The sequence below is a fragment of the Chroococcidiopsis sp. CCNUC1 genome, assembly GCF_023546805.1.
Lineage (GTDB): Bacteria > Cyanobacteriota > Cyanobacteriia > Cyanobacteriales > Chroococcidiopsidaceae > Chroococcidiopsis > Chroococcidiopsis thermalis.
In genome coordinates this window covers 5,583,192-5,601,808 of sequence record NZ_CP097480.1, presented here as the reverse complement: position 1 = coordinate 5,601,808, position 18,617 = coordinate 5,583,192, and the positions used below count along the sequence as shown (strand labels likewise).

11 protein-coding genes, 2 tRNA genes, 3 rRNA genes and 1 pseudogene are annotated in these 18,617 nt (G+C 45.8%); 10 read left to right on the top strand and 7 right to left on the bottom strand.

All coding sequences use genetic code 11. The annotated features are described in order from the left end of the window. Positions 1 to 136 precede the first annotated feature (136 nt). The gene (locus tag M5J74_RS25870; RefSeq protein WP_106168770.1) at positions 137 to 988 is read right to left on the bottom strand and encodes a universal stress protein; all 852 of its coding nucleotides are present in this window, start codon (positions 986 to 988) and stop codon (positions 137 to 139) included. 702 nt (positions 989 to 1,690) lie between these two features. Here M5J74_RS25870 and M5J74_RS25865 point away from each other — a divergent pair. From M5J74_RS25865 to M5J74_RS25850, 4 genes are all read left to right on the top strand, one after another. Beyond that, positions 1,691 to 3,502: an iron uptake porin gene (locus M5J74_RS25865; protein WP_015157487.1), complete on the top strand. Its 1,812-nt coding sequence runs from the start codon at positions 1,691 to 1,693 to the stop codon at positions 3,500 to 3,502. Between the two features lie 249 nt (positions 3,503 to 3,751). Continuing rightward, entirely contained in the window at positions 3,752 to 4,189 is a 438-nt protein-coding gene (locus tag M5J74_RS25860) for an Rrf2 family transcriptional regulator (protein WP_015157488.1), read from the top strand. Between the two features lie 83 nt (positions 4,190 to 4,272). Then, a complete protein-coding gene (cysK, locus tag M5J74_RS25855) occupies positions 4,273 to 5,235 on the top strand; it encodes a cysteine synthase A (RefSeq protein WP_041463597.1) in 963 nt (320 codons plus the stop codon). A gap of 15 nt (positions 5,236 to 5,250) precedes the next feature. After that, positions 5,251 to 5,964, top strand: a complete 714-nt coding sequence (locus tag M5J74_RS25850; protein WP_015157490.1) for a J domain-containing protein — start codon at positions 5,251 to 5,253, stop codon at positions 5,962 to 5,964. 139 nt (positions 5,965 to 6,103) lie between these two features. Here the strand turns inward: M5J74_RS25850 and rrf are convergent. From rrf to M5J74_RS25830, 4 genes are all read right to left on the bottom strand, one after another. Next, positions 6,104 to 6,221: ribosomal RNA gene (gene rrf, locus M5J74_RS25845) — 5S ribosomal RNA — on the bottom strand. A 74-nt stretch (positions 6,222 to 6,295) separates the two neighbouring features. Next, positions 6,296 to 9,175, bottom strand: a 23S ribosomal RNA gene (locus tag M5J74_RS25840). 222 nt (positions 9,176 to 9,397) lie between these two features. Then, a tRNA-Ile gene (locus tag M5J74_RS25835) sits at positions 9,398 to 9,471 on the bottom strand. Positions 9,472 to 9,651: 180 nt separating this feature from the next. Further along, positions 9,652 to 11,143 (bottom strand): 16S ribosomal RNA (locus M5J74_RS25830). The 16S, 23S and 5S rRNA genes sit together here with 1 tRNA gene alongside, the layout of an rRNA operon. 270 nt (positions 11,144 to 11,413) lie before the next feature. Between M5J74_RS25830 and glyQ the strand changes: the two genes are divergently transcribed. The 6 genes and pseudogenes from glyQ to M5J74_RS25795 all read left to right on the top strand — a co-directional run bounded on the left by glyQ (position 11,414) and on the right by M5J74_RS25795 (position 17,325). Next, positions 11,414 to 12,292, top strand: coding sequence for a glycine--tRNA ligase subunit alpha (gene glyQ / locus M5J74_RS25825; protein WP_015156860.1), 879 nt, complete (start codon positions 11,414 to 11,416; stop codon positions 12,290 to 12,292). A gap of 7 nt (positions 12,293 to 12,299) precedes the next feature. Beyond that, on the top strand, positions 12,300 to 12,779 hold the full coding sequence (locus M5J74_RS25820) for a DUF4079 domain-containing protein (RefSeq protein WP_250014060.1): 480 nt from the start codon (positions 12,300 to 12,302) through the stop codon (positions 12,777 to 12,779). A 75-nt stretch (positions 12,780 to 12,854) separates the two neighbouring features. Then, positions 12,855 to 13,659 (top strand): annotated as a pseudogene (locus M5J74_RS33680) (NYN domain-containing protein). Between the two features lie 12 nt (positions 13,660 to 13,671). Further along, the gene (locus M5J74_RS25805; protein ID WP_250014056.1) at positions 13,672 to 15,957 is read left to right on the top strand and encodes a ComEC/Rec2 family competence protein; all 2,286 of its coding nucleotides are present in this window, start codon (positions 13,672 to 13,674) and stop codon (positions 15,955 to 15,957) included. A 41-nt stretch (positions 15,958 to 15,998) separates the two neighbouring features. Continuing rightward, a tRNA-Ser gene (locus M5J74_RS25800) sits at positions 15,999 to 16,085 on the top strand. A gap of 136 nt (positions 16,086 to 16,221) precedes the next feature. After that, positions 16,222 to 17,325 (top strand): TRAP transporter substrate-binding protein, encoded by a 1,104-nt coding sequence (locus M5J74_RS25795; protein WP_015156857.1) that lies wholly within the window; start codon positions 16,222 to 16,224, stop codon positions 17,323 to 17,325. 87 nt (positions 17,326 to 17,412) lie between these two features. Here the strand turns inward: M5J74_RS25795 and M5J74_RS25790 are convergent, their stop codons facing one another. Together M5J74_RS25790 and rplT are read right to left on the bottom strand one after the other, a co-directional pair. After that, positions 17,413 to 18,246, bottom strand: a complete 834-nt coding sequence (locus M5J74_RS25790; protein ID WP_015156856.1) for a transporter substrate-binding domain-containing protein — start codon at positions 18,244 to 18,246, stop codon at positions 17,413 to 17,415. A 10-nt stretch (positions 18,247 to 18,256) separates the two neighbouring features. Next, on the bottom strand, positions 18,257 to 18,610 hold the full coding sequence (gene rplT / locus M5J74_RS25785; protein ID WP_015156855.1) for a 50S ribosomal protein L20: 354 nt from the start codon (positions 18,608 to 18,610) through the stop codon (positions 18,257 to 18,259). Between the last annotated feature and the right edge of the window lie 7 nt (positions 18,611 to 18,617).

Sequence of the window (18,617 nt, the reverse complement as noted above, 5' to 3'; positions counted from 1 at the left end):
TCACTGTTTTGTCAATTGCTTTGAATCAAAAACAAAACCTCTGTAGAAAGAACTACAGAGGTTTTTAGTTATTAGTTCACGGGGTGTAGGATTGAATTGTGACTTGTCTTGCTTTGCGACTTTCTCTTCCTGCTCTTCAACCAACCGTCCGCGCTAACAGCACGGGACATGTAGCATTGACACGAACGTAATCTGATAGCGATGAGCCGATTAAGCGATCGATGTCAACAAAACTTTTAGCCACGGAAGGACGGCGATCGGGTGAACCCAGCATTAGTAAGTCTACAGACATATCTTCAGCTAAGCGGCAAATTTCTTCGCCTGGCTTGCCCATACTAGTAACACAGCGGGTTTGCACTCCTTGCTTTTTCGCTTCAGCGATCGCCCCAGCCAAAACTGAATCTTTTTCTGCTGCTGCTAGGGCGACTTCTCCTTGTTTACCGCTCAAATTCTTATTAACGTATGCTAAGACTAGCTGACCGCCTTTAATATCTCTCAGCAAAAAGAGTGCTAACTGCAAGCATTGTTTTGCCGCATCGGAACCGTCATAAGCTACCATGATACGGTTGATTTTCTTCACGTAAATGTCATCCTTCACCAGCAACATAGGACGCGAGGATAACTGAAATACGTATTGACTGACAGAGTTAGATAAAATTGCTTGCAACCGCTTGAGTCCTCGCGAACCCATAATAATTAAGTCAGCATCAATCTCATCTGCTACTTGACATACTACGTCTTTGGGTTCTCCCTGTCGCAGCATAGTAACAGTTCGGCTGGGATCTAAGCCTAAGTACTCCACAGCATTTGCGATAATTTTGTCACCTTCCTCTAGCTTGGTTGTCATTCCAGCAGAAGTTGCTTGGGAAGGAACTACATGTAAAACAGTAACTTTTGCCTGTCCGATCGATGGAATCTCTTTCAAATTCTTGAGCATTTCTTCTGCGTGTCCCAGTCCTGAGACAGCAAGCAAAATTTTTTCAATCATTGATTTAACCCGATAGTGAATGCGTCTAGTTTTTATGCTTGGTTAGTGGATGAGTGGGTTAGAATTTGCTTTTTTTCAGTTAGCTCAAGCAGCTTAGCAAGCCATCATCTCTCATTATTATTCTTAAGCATAACGGTCATGCTACTGCAATAAGTTTGACAATTTGTTATCTTCTTTCAAGATAGATAAATTATTATTTAATTTGACTTATATATTACATAGAAAAAAGTATTTTAAAATTTGTTAAGATCGAGGGTGAGAAAATCTCAAAATCCGATCGCTTCAACTGTTATTTCTTCCCGAGCAGCGGGAGCGTGAAGCTCGCTTCAACTTTGTGCTGAGACTGACAATAATGGCAATACTTTCAGTAGTTCGCACAACAATCGTCGCGCTGGCTAGGCGTAGTTCAAAGCAATTGGAAAGTAAACTTTTGAGTGACAGTTTGAATAGTGTCACTCAGCCAGAGTGTAGAGCTGTGTAGCAAATTTTGCTGAAGCTTGAATTGAGATTGGAGTGAGATAATATTTTTTGGATTTTATTAATCTTTTTTTAGATTGAGTATTGCACTATTCGAGAACGGAGTTAAACTAAATATGAAGTATCTTATCTACAGATACTAGTAAACTAGCTGTACCGCGATCGCAAGACGAAGGTAACAGTTGAGTATATAGATTGATTAAAGGTGTGAGGGAAAAAAGGAATATGTCTAGGTTATTGTGGAAAACCGTTATTCTCAGCCCAGCGTGGCTGACTGCCGCACTCGCAGTTTCAACATCGGCAATCGCTGCTACACCAAGCAGCGCTCCAGCAGTTTCAGAACTTAATGCTGCTATTGAAGCCAAAGAGACAAGTATTGTCAATAGTGGCGTTACAAAACCACAGGGAACGCTAATTGCACAACAAGTGCCTGCTGCCCCTGAAACTGACAATACAATTTCCGAAATCAACCGTTATGGTAATGAAGGTCGAGGCGATCGCAACAACATCGCGCAGGTAACCTCAGTCTCTCAGCTATCAGACGTACAGCCTACAGACTGGGCATTCCAAGCCTTGCAATCCTTGGTAGAACGCTATGGCGTAATTGCAGGTTATCCCGATGGCACGTTTCGAGGTAACCGTGCCATGACTCGTTATGAGTTTGCCGCAGGTTTGAACGCTGCTCTCGATCGCGTTAATGAATTGATTGCAGCTGGCACAGCCGATCAAGTTCGCAAGGAAGACTTAGCTACCCTGCAAAGATTGCAAGAAGAATTCTCTGCGGAACTAGCAACTCTACGCGGACGGGTAGACAGCCTAGAAGCTAACGTTGCAGAACTCGAAGCGAATCAGTTCTCGACTACCACTAAACTCGTGGGTGAAGTGGTCGCTGCTGTCAGTGATGCTTTTGGCGGAGACACCGACGCTAATACAGTGTTCCAAGATCGGGTGCGATTGGATTTCCAAACCAGTTTCACCGGTAGCGATATCCTCCACACTCGTTTATCAGCTGGTAATGCGACTCGCTTAGATGTGGGTGAAGATACTTACCAAAACACTCTCACTTTCAACCCAGCCGACAATGGTAATGATGTTGTGGTAGACTGGGCAGCCTACGACTTTAAACTCCCAATTGGCGAAAACTCCAGAGCTTATCTAGCCGCAGCGGGAGGCGTTCACGCCGACTACGCTCCTACCAACAACCCCTTCTTTGAAGACTTTGATGGTGGTCGTGGGGCAATATCTACCTTCGCTTCCGAAAACCCGATCTATCGGATTGGGGGTGGTGCAGGTTTGGGGATCAACATCGCTCCTTTTGGCGAAGCCAGTGGTTTTAAACCTAGTATCACAGCTGGCTATTTTGCTAGAAATGCTCAAGATCCAGGTCAAGGGGCTGGCTTGTTTAACGGTGATTATGCAGCATTAGGACAGCTGAACTTCAACTTCGGCGATCGCATTGCCCTTGCAGCAACTTATGTTAACGCATACAACACCGGAGCTTCTCTCGGCAACCTCAATCCAGATGACGATGAAAACTCCGATATCTTTAATTACGCCGGTAGTACTGGTGTTGTTGGGACGCTAGAGGCAAACAATCCATCTAGGCTTTTGGGTGCGGCTGTAGGTGCTGATACTGTCCCAATCTCTTCTAATTCCTACGGTCTTTCTGGTTCTTTCAGATTAAGCGACACCATCTCGATCAGCGGCTTCGGATCTTACACCAATGCTACTCTTATTGGTCGTGGTAATGGTGATATCTGGTCATTTGGTGGCGGTGTAGCTTTCTCTGACCTGGGTAAAGAAGGTAACTTGTTAGGTATTTTTGCTGGCGTGCAACCAACATTAACATCTCTAGATGCTCCTGGTGTCAGAGATTTCAGTAATGAATATGGACTCCACGTTGAAGGCTTCTACCGCTACCAACTTACCGATAATATTTCCGTCACTCCTGGTGTGATTTGGCTCAACCGAGTTGGTCAAACTGGCAGCGATGAAGATGCAATCATCGGTACGCTTCGCACAACATTCAACTTCTAGGTTTTGGTGACCGACTAATTTGAGCGACTCTTAGTTCTGGAATTAGCCGTTTTCTCAATTATCATACCCCGCGATCGCAGCGGGGTTTTTTGTTGGTCATTCGTCATCTGTCTTTTGTCATTTGATGAACCCCTTGACAAATAACAAGTGACAAATCACAAATCTATCAAACCCCAGTGGAGAACCGGGGTATAATAGAGAAGTTAAGACTAAAAATTAAAATATCCTTCAACTTCTTGGAACTAGCTTGTGGAACTGTCGTGTAAATCAGAATATGCTCTGCTTGCCCTCTCAGAGCTAGCAGCTCGCTACCAAAGCGGTGAACCGTTGCAAATTCGGCAAATAGCAGCTCAACAAAACATTCCAGACCGTTACTTAGAGCAACTACTAGCAACCTTAAGACGCGGTGGTATAGTCAAAAGCCAACGGGGAGCCAAGGGAGGCTATATCCTAGCGCGAGAACCTTGGAAAATTACTTTACTAGAGGTTTTGGTCTGCCTAGAAGGTATAGAAGCAAGAGCTACTGAAGAAGAAAGTAAGCCTAGAACGTTAGAAACAGCTGTCGTGCATGAGATTTGGCATGAAGCTCGACAAGCGGCAAATATGGTCTTGCAGCAGCATACCTTACAAAATCTTTGCGAACAGATAGCTGCCAGACGACAACTCGATATTATGTACTATATCTGATTGCCAGTGAGTAATGAGTAGTGAGTAGTGGAATTACTATTGCTGCTCGCGAATGATAAATGACACCTGACGAAGGACAAACTATGCGTATTGCCCAAAATATTACAGAACTCATCGGTCGTACTCCTCTAGTACAGTTGAATCGTATTCCGCAAGCTGAAGGCTGTGTTGCCCAAATTGTCGTAAAACTGGAAAGCATGAACCCTGCCGCTTCGGTTAAAGACCGAATTGGCATCAGCATGATTAATGCTGCCGAACAGGAGGGATTGATTACCCCTGGCAAAACGATTTTAGTCGAACCAACTTCTGGTAACACGGGTATTGCTCTGGCAATGGCAGCAGCAGCAAAGGGATATCAGTTAATTTTGACGATGCCGGAAACTATGAGTGCCGAACGTCGAGCTATGCTGCGGGCTTACGGAGCAGAGTTAGAACTGACAGCAGGCATCGAAGGGATGAGTGGTGCAATTCGGCGGGCACAAGAAATTGTGGAATCAACGTCGAATGCTTACATGTTGCAACAATTCCGCAACCCTGCTAACCCCAAAATTCACAAAGAGACAACGGCTGAAGAAATTTGGCAAGATACAGATGGTCAGGTGGATATTTTAGTTGCTGGTGTTGGCACTGGTGGAACAATTACTGGAGTAGCGGAAGTTATTAAAGCCAGAAAACCCAGGTTTAAAGCGATCGCAGTCGAACCAGCTAACAGTCCCGTACTATCGGGAGGTCGTCCAGGACCCCACAAAATTCAAGGAATTGGAGCTGGGTTCGTACCGCAAGTCCTGAAAGTAGACTTGATTGATGAAGTCATTACCGTAACTGATGAGGAGTCGATCGCCTACGGTAGGCGTTTGGCAAAGGAAGAAGGGTTGCTATCGGGGATTTCTTCTGGATCGGCTCTGGCTGCGGCAGTTCGGGTAGCTCAGCGTCCAGAAAATAAAGACAAGCTAATTGTGATGATTCAGCCTAGCTTTGGCGAACGCTACTTGAGTACGCCATTGTTTCAAGATCTTGAGCCGAGACTACCCGCCACGGTTAGTTAACGCTAAAGTGATTGAATGGCTCACTCAAATCACTACGAAACCCTACGAATTCAACCTCATGCCAGCCAAGCGGAGATCAAATCTGCCTATCGCCACTTGGTGAAGCAATTTCATCCCGATACGAATCCTAAGACAGGCGATCGCGATTGGATTATTCAGATTAACGCTGCTTATGAAGTGTTGAGCGACGTTCAAAGTCGTCGGCAGTACGATCGCCAATTAGGAGCAGGTGCGCCAAAGCGATCGCCTTATTCAACTACCACACAACAGCGATCGTCCCAACGCCCAAATGCTCGATCTTCCTACCAAAATCGTCCTAGTGGTAGAGATGCTGACGAGCAAATAGAAATATGGATGCAACAAGTTTATCAACCTGTCAATCGATCGCTATGTCGAATCCTAAACTCTTTAGAACAACAAATCGAAGAATTATCTGCCGATCCATTTGATGACGAACTTTTGGACAAGTTTCAGGCTTACATCGTCGATTGTAAGGACTGGTTGAAACAAGCTCAAACGACATTTCGTTCAATGCCAAATCCTCCCAGTATGGGCAAAGCAGCAGCGCATCTTTATTACTGTATTAATCAAGTAGCGGATGGATTAGATGAATTAGCTTACTTTCCGCTTAACTATGATGAACGTTATTTGCACGTCGGGCAAGAAATGTTTCGGATTGCCCACGGATTGCACTGCGAGGCACAAAAATCGGTAGAGGCGATCGCTTAAGAAGTCCAGTCATATCATATTGAAGTTTTCTTCAAGTTGACACATACTAGATAGACTTAGAACTTGACGAAAAAGATTAAAAAAATAAAGCCCCCTTCATCTATAGAAAAAGAGGGCTTTGCATTAATACAAAAAATCGACCTGGCGCGGAGCTATTGTCCCGTGGGGCGACCCCCAGAGTATCGTCGCCGCAGTCGCGTTTCACACCTGAGTTCGGGATGGAATCAGAGTGGGTCCACAACGCCATGCGCACCAGGAAAGCTGTCGGGTGGAGGTCACCCTGAAGACTGCATAGAAAGAGAAAATTGTCAAGTCCGCCAATGATTTGGTTGTGGTCAAGCCCTCGGTCTGTTAGTATCAGTCGGCTGCACGTGTTACCACGCTTCCACCACTGACCTATCAACCCATGTTCTGTGGGTGACCTTACTGAATTTAATTCATGAGAGTACTCATCTGGAGGTGGGCTTCCCACTTAGATGCTTTCAGCGGTTATCCGCTCCGAACTTGGCTACCCAGCGTTTACCGTTGGCACGATAACTGGTACACCAGCGGTTCGTCCTTCCCGGTCCTCTCGTACTAAGGAAGGCTCCTCGCAATACTCTAACGCCTGCACCGGATATGGACCGAACTGTCTCACGACGTTCTGAACCCAGCTCACGTACCGCTTTAATGGGCGAACAGCCCAACCCTTGGGACGTACTTCCGCCCCAGGTTGCGATGAGCCGACATCGAGGTGCCAAACCTCCCCGTCGATGTGGACTCTTGGGGGAGATCAGCCTGTTATCCCTAGAGTAACTTTTATCCGTTGAGCGACGGCGCTTCCACTCACTACCGTCGGATCACTAAGGCCGTGTTTCCACCCTGCGCGAGTTGTCACTCTTGCAGTCAAGCTCCCTTTTGCCTTTACACTCTGCGGCTGATTTCCAACCAGCCTGAGGGAACCTTTGCGCGCCTCCGTTACACTTTAGGAGGCGACCGCCCCAGTCAAACTGCCCACCTGAAACTGTTCCCCGACCGGATAACGGTCGCGGGTTAGAATTCTAGCCTCGCCAGAGTGGTATCTCACATTGCGGCTCCTCACTCCCCACAAGGAGTGAATCATTGCCTCCCACCTATTCTGCGCAAGCAAAGCCCGAACACCATTCCAGGCTACAGTAAAGCTTCATAGGGTCTTTCTGTCCAGGTGCAGGTAGTCCGTATCTTCACAGACATTCCTATTTCGCCGAGTCTCTCTCTGAGACACCATCCAGATCGTTACGCCTTTCGTGCGGGTCGGAACTTACCCGACAAGGAATTTCGCTACCTTAGGACCGTTATAGTTACGGCCGCCGTTCACCGGGGCTTCGGTCGCCAGCTTTAGGCTCAAGGCCCTGACCGACTTCCTTAACCTTCCGGCACTGGGCAGGCGTCAGCCCCCATACCTCGTCTATTGACTTTGCGGAGACCTGTGTTTTTGGTAAACAGTCGCCTGGATCTCTTCACTGCGACCTACTTGCGTAGGCACCCCTTCTTCCGAAGTTACGGGGCCATGTTGCCGAGTTCCTTAGAGAGAGTTATCTCGCGCCCCTTAGTATTCTCTACCTCCCTACCTGTGTCGGTTTTGGGTACAGGTGACGATTAGTTAACGTGTTTAGAGCTTTTCTTGGAAGCTTGACCGCTACCACTTCGGGTCCGTAGACCCTCGGTCTCTTAACCCCAGCTCGAAGCGTTTTCGCCGCTTCTCGATGCCTCGGTTAATTGCGCCAGTAACCAACATCTGGCTGGTGCGTGCCTTCTCCGTCCCTCTGCACAACTAATCTTCAGTACGGGATTGTTCGCCCGTTGTCCATCGACTACGCCGTTCGGCCTCGCCTTAGGTCCTGACTAACCCTCCACGGACGAGCCTTGTGGAGGAACCCTTAGGGTTTCGGGGTATTGGATTCTCACCAATATTTGCGCTACTCAAGCCGACATTCTCACTTCTGCTTCGTCCACACCTGCTTGCCGCTAGTGCTTCACCCTATCGCAGAACGCTCCCCTACCACTTGTATCGCTACAAGTCCGCAGCTTCGGTACAAAGTTTAGTCCCGTTCATTTTCGGCGCAGGAGCGCTTGACCAGTGAGCTATTACGCACTCTTTCAAGGATGGCTGCTTCTAGGCAAACCTCCTGGTTGTCTGTGCACTCCCACCTCCTTTGCCACTTAACTTTGATTTGGGGACCTTAGCTGGCGGTCTGGGCTGTTTCCCTCTTGACGATGAAGCTTATCCCCCACCGTCTCACTAGTAAGATTGTTGCTGGTATTCTGAGTTTGTCTCGATTTGGTACAGCTTGAGGCCGCCCGCACCGAAACAGTGCTTTACCCCAGCAATTATCACTTACCGCTGCGCCTCAACACATTTCGGGGAGAACCAGCTAGCTCTGGGTTCGATTGGCATTTCACCCCTAACCACAGCTCATCCGCCGATTTTTCAACATCGGTCGGTGCGGACCTCCACTTGGTGTTACCCAAGCTTCATCCTGGCCATGGTTAGATCACCCAGGTTCGGGTCTATATACACTGATAATTCGCCCACTTCAGACTCGCTTTCGCTGTGGCTATTCGCCATACCAGTGACTATAACTCGCCGGCTCATTCTTCAACAGGCACGCGGTCGGACGTTGAATCATCCTTCCACTGCTTGTCAACTGACGGTTTCATGTTCTATTTCACTCCCCTTATCGGGGTTCTTTTCACCTTTCCCTCGCGGTACTGTTGCTCTATCGCTCACGCAGTAGTATTTAGCCTTACCGAGTGGTCTCGGCTGATTCACTAGGGATTTCCCGTGTCCCTAGCTACTCGGGATTCAGCTAGTAGCACTTCAACTTTCGACTACGGGACTATCACCCTCTTTGGTACGATTTGTCAATCGTTTCGTCTAGTCTAGTGCTTCCATCTCGCTGTCCCACTACCCCAGAATACTTGTACTCTGGTTTAGGCTGTTCTCCTTTCGCTCACCACTACTGGGAGAATCTCGTTTGATTTCTTTTCCTCCAGCTACTAAGATGTTTCAGTTGGCTGGGTTGGCTCATACCTGTCTATGGATTCAACAGGCTGTACAAGGGGGTTGCCCCATTCGGATATCTTCGGCTCAGTGCTTGCTGCCAGCTCCCCGAAGCTTTTCGTCGGTCGCCACGTCCTTCTTCGCCTCTGCGTGTCTAGGTATCCACCGTCAGCTGTATTTCGCTTGACCAGTTATTTCGCAAATACTTGGTTTTCTACCTGACTATTTCTCTTTTCTCTATGCAGTTTTCAAGGTGCTCGCTGGAGAATTTCCAGCAGTTGTCTCCACTCGCAGACAGTGCTGAATTTTACTCAACTTGACTAGCCTATCACATCCCACTGGATTTGACTTGACCAATTGCTTGTTTCAATTTTTTTGAATCTCGAACTGGAAATTCTCAATTCTTTGAGGTGGGCCATCCTGGACTCGAACCAGGGACCTCACCCTTATCAGGGGTGCGCTCTAACCACCTGAGCTAATAGCCCCTACTGGTGGTACCGCTCCTACCGAACCAGTTCTAGTTTGAAAGCGTTGCTGCACTCGAGCTGTTTTGTCAGTGTCGTCCGACCTCGGGATGTCCTCAGTTTCCAGCTTGGTGTTAGTGCCTTTGCCGATACAATCGGCACCGGTCACTCTCTACTGGTTACTGAAGTTGGTCTCCCTGTAAAGGAGGTGATCCAGCCACACCTTCCGGTACGGCTACCTTGTTACGACTTCACCCCAGTCATCAGCCCTGCCTTCGGCATCCTCCTCCACGAATGGTTAGAGTAATGACTTCGGGCGTGGCCAACTTCCATGGTGTGACGGGCGGTGTGTACAAGGCCCGGGAACGTATTCACCGCCGTATGGCTGACCGGCGATTACTAGCGATTCCGCCTTCACGCAGGCGAGTTGCAGCCTGCGATCTGAACTGAGCTACGGTTTGCTGGGCTTTGCTCCCCATCGCTGGTTGGCTTCCCGTTGTCCGTAGCATTGTAGTACGTGTGTCGCCCAGGACGTAAGGGGCATGCTGACTTGACGTCATCCCCACCTTCCTCCGGTTTGTCACCGGCAGTCTGTCTAGAGTGCCCAACTGAATGATGGCAACTAAACACGAGGGTTGCGCTCGTTGCGGGACTTAACCCAACATCTCACGACACGAGCTGACGACAGCCATGCACCACCTGTGTTCTGGCTCCTTTCGGCACCCCATAGTTTCCCACGGGTTCCAGACATGTCAAGCCCTGGTAAGGTTCTTCGCGTTGCATCGAATTAAACCACATACTCCACCGCTTGTGCGGGCCCCCGTCAATTCCTTTGAGTTTCACACTTGCGTGCGTACTCCCCAGGCGGGATACTTAACGCGTTGGCTCCGGCACTCCTCGGGTCGATACGAGAAACGCCTAGTATCCATCGTTTACGGCTAGGACTACTGGGGTATCTAATCCCATTCGCTCCCCTAGCTTTCGTCCCTCAGTGTCAGTTGCAACCTAGTAGAGCGCTTTCGCCACTGGTGTTCTTCCCGATCTCTACGCATTTCACCGCTACACCGGGAATTCCCTCTACCCCTATTGCTCTCTAGCTCACCAGTTTCCACCGCCTCTTCCCAGTTAAGCTGGGGGCTTTGACAGCAGACTTGATGTGCCACCTGCGGACGCTTTACGCCCAATCATTCCGGATAACGCTTGCATCCTCCGTATTACCGCGGCTGCTGGCACGGAGTTAGCCGATGCTGATTCCTCAGGTACCGTCATTGCTTCTTCCCTGAGAAAAGAGGTTTACGACCCAAGAGCCTTCCTCCCTCACGCGGTATTGCTCCGTCAGGCTTTCGCCCATTGCGGAAAATTCCCCACTGCTGCCTCCCGTAGGAGTCTGGGCCGTGTCTCAGTCCCAGTGTGGCCGGTCGTCCTCTCAAACCGGCTACCGATCGCAGCCTTGGTAGGCTCTTACCCCACCAACTAGCTAATCGGTCGCGAGCTCCTCTTTTGGCTATGAATATTTCACCCAAGGGCACATCCGGTCTTAGCTGCCGTTTCCAGCAGTTGTCCCGGTCCAAAAGGCAGATTCTCACGCGTTACTCACCCGTCCGCCACTAAGCTCCGAAAAGCTCCGTTCGACTTGCATGTGTTAAGCATACCGCCAGCGTTCATCCTGAGCCAGGATCAAACTCTCCGTTTTTTTCCTTAAACTCAATTATCTTCTTTTAATTCGACACCAACCTCTTGTGCTTGTTGGCGCTTTCAAACTATACTCTTTTCTAGGTTCGGTCGCCCTCTCCAGCGCTCGCCTGTCGGCTTGCCTCTCTTGTGGCGCTTTACTAATCTAGCAACCCTCTTCCATCTTTGTCAACTACTTGGCAGAAAAATATTTTCGCTCGCCCCAGACTGCTGATTTCACATAGTTTAAGCGACAATGACATATGCATTGTGCTGCTGAGGAACGAGACTTGTGAACTTTCAATCAGTGATTGCTGTACTAAATAAGTTTTGGGGCGATCGCGGTTGCTTGATTGCCCAACCCTATGACACGGAGAAAGGTGCAGGTACGAAAAATCCCCATACTTTTCTAAGAGCGTTGGGACCTGAACATTGGTCAGTCGCTTATGTGGAACCTTGTCGCCGTCCTACAGACGGACGATACGGAGAGAATCCTAATCGCTTTCAACACTATTATCAATATCAAGTATTGATTAAGCCTTCTCCTGAGAATATTCAAGGCATATATCTCGATTCCTTAAGAGCTTTGGGTATTCACCCAGAAGATCATGATATTCGCTTTGTAGAAGATAACTGGGAAGACGCGACTGTCGGTGCTTGGGGTACTGGTTGGGAAGTTTGGCTGGATGGGATGGAAATTACTCAATTTACCTACTTTCAACAGTGCGGTGGGATTGATTGTCGTCCTGTTTCAATTGAAATTACGTACGGCTTGGAACGACTAGCAATGTACCTCCAGGGAGTAGAGGCATTTACAAAACTGAAATGGACTGACAACATCACATACGGAGACGTTCATCTCCAAGGGGAAATCGAGCAGTGTACGTATAACTTTGAAGCCTCAAACCCCGAAATGTTGCTGACGTTGTTTAACATGTACGAGCAGGAAGCAGAACAACTGACTCAAAGAGCATTAGTTTTACCTAGCTTGGATTATATTTTGAAGTGTTCTCACACTTTTAACCTACTAGATGCTAGGGGAGTGATTTCTGTTACGGAGCGGACTCGTTATATTGGCAGAATTCGGCATTTGGCAAGAAAAGTGGCTCAACTGTACATTCAGCAGCGGGAAGCGTTAGGGTTTCCACTGCTGCACAAAGCAAAAGGGTAGAAAACTAATGGATAATTTGAGAGATCTATTGGAACCGATCGCAGCTTGGTTTCGTAGTTTGGGCATTCCAGAACCAATCGTGCATTGGGGACATCCCTTAATGATGGGAATTGTCGTGTTTGTGATGGGTAGTTTTGTTGGATTTGCGGGGTGGCGAGGAAGAATAGTTGCAGATAAGGACGTTGCAGTTGAAAATTTGATATCTCACCGTACTCTAGCGCCTTGGATGTTTGGCTTTATGGCAGCTGGTTATACTGGTGGCTTGCTATCGCTGGTAATGCAACAACACCCAATATTGGAGAGTCCTCATTTTTGGACTGGATCGATTGTACTACTGTTATTGCTAGTAAATGGAGCGCTCGCGTTTTTTGGTTTTGGTAAAGATAAAGGTACTTTACGCACAGTTCACGCTTACTTGGGTAGTACAGCACTTTTTTTGATGTTTCTCCATGCTGTCTTGGGATTGAGGTTGGGTTTGGCGATTTAATTGCTTTGTATTGAGATTGCTGTTGGAGGTGGGAATTATAAGCTCATAAAAAGCTAAAATCCCACCAAGCTGATGATGCCACATGATGTTTTGCTTAAAACTGCGCGACTTGCAGTACTTATTGATGCAGATAATGTAGAAGCAAGTCTAGTTGAACCTTTACTAAAAGAAATTACTAGCTGCGGTATTGCTTGCGTCAAACGAATTTATGGAGACTGGACGCAATCCCAACTAAGTAGCTGGAAAGAAAAGCTACATAAGTTTGCCATTCAACCGATACAGCAATTTAGCTATACATCAGGCAAGAACTCTACAGATAGTGCCTTGATTATTGATGCAATGGATTTACTATATACCAACAAATTTGATGGTTTTTGTATTGTTTCCAGCGATAGTGACTTCACTAAGTTAGCTTGCAGAATTAGAGAAGCTGGTTTGATCGTTTATGGTTTTGGCGAAAAAAACACCAGAAGCTTTTGTTAAAGCGTGCGATCGCTTTATTTATACAGGAAGTTTAGACAATAGTTCGACGAAGGAAAAGCAAACTTCAACCGTAATTGTAAGTAAAAATGAACAAGCATCTACTGAAGTTTTACAAAAAATATTCGAGCAAGTTCATTCAAAATTGAAACACGATCGAGAATTACTAGAACTTGTTAAACAAGTGTACGATATGACTGTAGGAAAAGATGGATGGACTAGTGTAGGTATATTAGGACATCAGTTACATAAGATGTATCCATCTTTTAAATCGAAAGATTATGGTTGTACAAATCTCAGTAAACTAATTCAATCTATGAAGATATTTGAAATTAAACAAATTCCCCAAACTAAAAACCCAAATCATAAAGATATATATATCAAATTCAAGAATAAATAATTGTTACTATTAATGAATCACATTACTCTGACTATCTTTTGCTTTGCATATATTTTAGGCTTACTAGCTACTGCATTCAATTGGGGAGAATATAACTTAATAGTTATAGGAATTCTAACTGTAAGCTTATCACACTTTGGTAGAAAAAGTATATTGAGAACTAAGTTACATAGAAGTTTTTGGCAGATCGAGCCGCAAATATGGTTGTTAGCTGGATTAGTAGGGTTTGGTGCAACTATATATTTTCAAATTAGAACACCGCATCCTAGTGAGAATGATGTTAGTAAATTTATAACTGCTACTCTTAAAGATTCAGTACAAGTTGTAACTGTTCAAGGAACAATTACTAGTACGCCACGCTTAACAAGAAATCAACGATCGCAATTTTGGCTAGAAGCGTTTCATTTAAATATTGGCAACGATATTAGTAAAGATATATCGGGAAAATTATATACAACTGTACCTTTATTACAAGCAACTGGATTGCATGAAGGAACAAGAATTACTACAACAGGAATTTTATATAAACCTAAATCGCCAAATAACCCAGGAGGATTTAATTTTCAGGCTTATTTAGCTAGAGAGGGAAGTTTTGCTGGTTTAAAGGGAAAAGAGGTTAGTTTAATTGATTCTGAAATCAATAATAAAACTAAGAATTGGGGATGGTGGACAGTCAGACAAAAAATTCTTCGCTCTCAAGTGCAATGGTTAGGCGTACCGGAGGGTGTTTTGGTAAGTGCGATGGTTTTAGGAAACCGCGTAGTTGACTTACCATCTTCTGTCAGCGACTCGTTTATTCGAGTTGGTTTAGCTCATGCTTTAGCTGCATCCGGTTTTCAAGTATCTCTAATTCTTGGAGTAGTATTAGCGATCGCTCAGCGTTTTTCTAATCGAATTCAATTTATTATTGGAGTATTGGCACTCCTAATTTTTCTCGGTCTTACAGGTTTACAACCATCAGTTTTAAGAGCAGTTATTATGGGAATTGGTGCTTTAACTGCTCTAGCATTAGAACGAAAAGTTCAACCTTTAGGATTAATTTTATTAGCTGCTACTCTGTTATTATTCATCAATCCTATTTGGATTTGGGATTTAGGTTTTGAATTTAGTTTTCTAGCAACTTTAGGATTAATAGTAACAGTACCCGCTTTGACGAACAAGCTAGATTGGTTGCCGCCTACGATCGCCACTTTAATCGCAGTGCCAATTTCAGCTTATATCTGGACAATTCCGCTGCAAATATACAATTTTGGCTTAATCTCACCTTATAGTATTTTAGTTAACATAATAACAACAATACCAATTTCCATTATTAGCTTAGGGGCTTTTATCAGTGCGCTCGCAGCGTTAATACATCCAGCTATGGGGAGTGCTTTAGCTTGGTTATTATATTATCCAACTTATTACCTCATGGAACTCGTCAATTTTTTTGCTAGACTGCCAGGAGCAGCAACCGCTGTAGGAATAATATCCTCATTACAGCTCGTAATAATATATGGGTTATTTATCTTAACTTGCAGTCTAAAATGGTGGCAGAAAAAATGGTGGATTGTAGGGCTAGTCACGATTAGCTTAATATTTATTCCAGCTTGGCAAACTCAAGCTAGCTTATTCCGAGTTACTGTTTTAGCAGCAGGAAAAGAACCTGTTCTAGTTATACAAGACCGGAGTAAAGTCTTATTATTAAATAGTGGAGATGAAACCACTTCTAGGTTTACAGTTTTACCTTTTTTACAACAACAAGGGATTAATCAGCTCGATTGGGCAGTAGCAGCAGAGCCTAATTCGATGAACAACATAAATGGTTGGTCGTTACTTTTGCAAAATTTATCAGTCAAAAATTTTTATAATTGCCCTAATCGCGATCGCAGCATAAAGATTACTGCCAAACTAACAGATCCAAACTGCCAGCAGTTGCTTCCAGAGCGAGAAATATCTACAGGTTCGACATTTATAAAGCTACTCGATGCCCAACAACAGATTCTACAGATACAGATCCAAGATCGGATCTGGTTAATTTTAGGGGAAAGAGAGATAGAGAAGACTGATACAAAATTACCACATGCTCAGGTATTGGTATGGTCGGGAGAGAAACTAGATTCTAGCTTGATTGCAGCAGTGAAGCCGGAAGTGGCGATCGCCTCTAGTGCTAAACTCGATCCGAAAACGATCGCTGAATTGCAACAAGGCAAAACTAAGGTGTTCTTGACGGGCAGAGACGGTGCAGTGCAATGGACACCCAAAGATAAGTTTGAAATTGCAGTAGAAACAGTTGAAGACAAGGCATCTGCACTGTAGAATAGTATTCTTGTCTAAAATAAAGCAAGACTATCTCCTGTGGAGAGGTGGCAGAGTGGTTGAATGCGGCTGACTCGAAATCAGTTTTGGGGTCAAACCCAACGGAGGTTCGAATCCTCTCCTCTCCGTTTCTAAATTAATAAACGCGATCGCGCAACAGAGATAACGAGCTGCCGTGGTACGATCGTCATGCTTTTAAGTCAAATGTGCTGTTGGTGACATAACCAGTAGTATGATGACCGATTCTCAATTTTTAGAGCAACAATGAAACGGCGACGATTTATTGCCAAAACGACTACGGCTGCTGCTACCACCACAGCTTTAGGTGCTTGCGTCCGCGTGCAAACCAATAACGCCCAGCAAGCAGGTGCTTTACCGAAAGTACGATGGCGCATGGCTACAAGTTGGCCTAAAGCTTTGGGGATTTTCGGTGGTGCGGAAACCTTCAGCAAGCGGGTGCAGGAAATGTCAAATGGGCGGTTTATCATCACGCCATTTGTCGCGGGGGAATTAGTCCCGGGATTGCAAGTTCTAGATGCAGTCCAAGCAGGAACGGTTGAATGCGGTCACACCGCTAGTTACTACTATATTGGTAAAAATGCTGCCCTTGCCTTTGCCACATCCGTACCATTTGGATTAACTGCCCAGCAGCAAAATGCTTGGCTGTATCACGGTGGTGGTTTGGAAGCAATGCAAAAGCTTTATGCTGATTTCAACGTGATTAATTTTCCGGCTGGTAACTCTGGGGCGCAAATGGGTGGCTGGTTCAAGCGAGAAATTAAATCAGTTGCCGACTTGAACGGTTTAAAGATGAGAATTCCTGGCTTGGGAGGTCAGGTGATGTCGCGCTTGGGCGTGAACGTGCAGGTGCTACCTGGCGGAGAGATTTATCTAGCACTAGACCGAGGTGCGATCGATGCAGCAGAATGGGTTGGTCCTTACGATGATGAAAAATTAGGTCTCAATAAAGCAGCAAAGTTTTATTACTACCCGGGTTGGTGGGAACCAGGACCAACTTGGGAAGTATTGGTCAATCGAGCTGCTTGGGATAAGCTGCCAAAGGAATATCAAGAAATTCTCAAGAGTGCTGCTACAGATGCCAATATGGATAATTTGGCTCAATACAATGCTTTAAATGGGGCAGCATTAGAACGGCTCGTGAAGGGCGGAACAAGGCTAACTCCTTATACTAAAGAAATTATGCAAGCAGCACAAAAGGCAACTACCGATTTGTTATCTGAAAATGCTGCTAAAGATGCGACTTTTAAACAGATTTACCAGCAATGGAATGCGTTCCGCGCCCAAGTTTATAGGTGGAATGAGATCAATGAGTTAAGTTTTACGAGTTTTACATTTCCTTCTGTTTGATTTATAGTGTTTTGCTTTTTGTTTACGGCAAAGAATATCCCCCTAATCCCCTTTTTAAGGGGGCTGAAAGAAGTCTTCCAATCCTTCTTATTTGCGTAATTTATCTACAGGTAAGCCCCAAAATTCTGCCCGTTGTCGCAGCCAGCCCGCAGTAGTATAACGGGCGATCGCAGCGTTGACTTGTTGTCGCAAGCTGTCGTATTGCAATCCTTTTGGCATGACTACAGCTAACGGTTCGGCTGACAATAATGTCGGTAGAATCTCATACTGGGGATATTCTCGCACCCAACCGCTCAACACGCTGGCATCGGCTGTAAAGGCGGCTGCTATGCCAGACTCTAGCAATGCGTGCGCCTGTTGATAGGAATCAACGCCTAATAACTGTACTTGCGGTAACAAATATTTTATTGTTGGAATTGTGGAAGAACCTTTGAGGACGGCAACTGTTTTCTTGGCAACATCGTTGAGACTTTCTGCTGTTGCTTTTTTAGCAATTATTGCCGCACCATCCATGTAGTAAGGCGGACTGAAACTAACCAAACGCGATCGCGAATCTGTAGCTGTGACTTGGGCGATCGCTAAATCGACTTTATCTTGTATTACCGCATTGAGGCGATCGCGGTTTGCAACTGGAATAAATTTTACTGCTGCTGGGTTTCCCAGTAAATCTGCTGCTAATTTTTGGGCGAGTTCAATTTCTAATCCCCGCAGCTTTCCTTGGCGATCGCGAAAGCCTAGAGGAGGTAAATTGTCTTTTACAGCTACTAAAAGATAACCCCGCTGTTGAATCTCTTTAAATTCGGCGGCGTTGCTTTTAAATGTGAAAGGGTAAAGGGTAAAGGTTAAAGGGAAGAGTAAAAGAAAGAAGTGCAAACAGTTCGTCATGCTTCTACTTACCTTCATTCTGCCTTCATCCTTCATCCTTTATCCTTTATTTTGCTTGATTTGCGAGTTCTGCAACTTTAGCAAAGCTAGCCGGATCGAGAACTGCCAATTGTGCCAACATTTTGCGGTTAATTTGAATCTCAGCTTTCTTGAGATTCCCCATCAATTGACTGTAGCTCATCCCGTGCTGTCTTGCCGCTGCATTAATCCGCACGATCCACAGGCGACGAAAATCGCGCTTGCGCTTGCGGCGATCGCGGTAGGCACTCCGCAATGCTTTCATCACTTGCTGATTTGCCGTGCGGAACAAAGTCGAGTGAGAACCGCGAAATCCTTTCGCGAGTTTGAGAATTTTTTTGCGGCGTTTGCGGGCAACGTTACCGCGTTTTACCCTAGTCATGAATAGA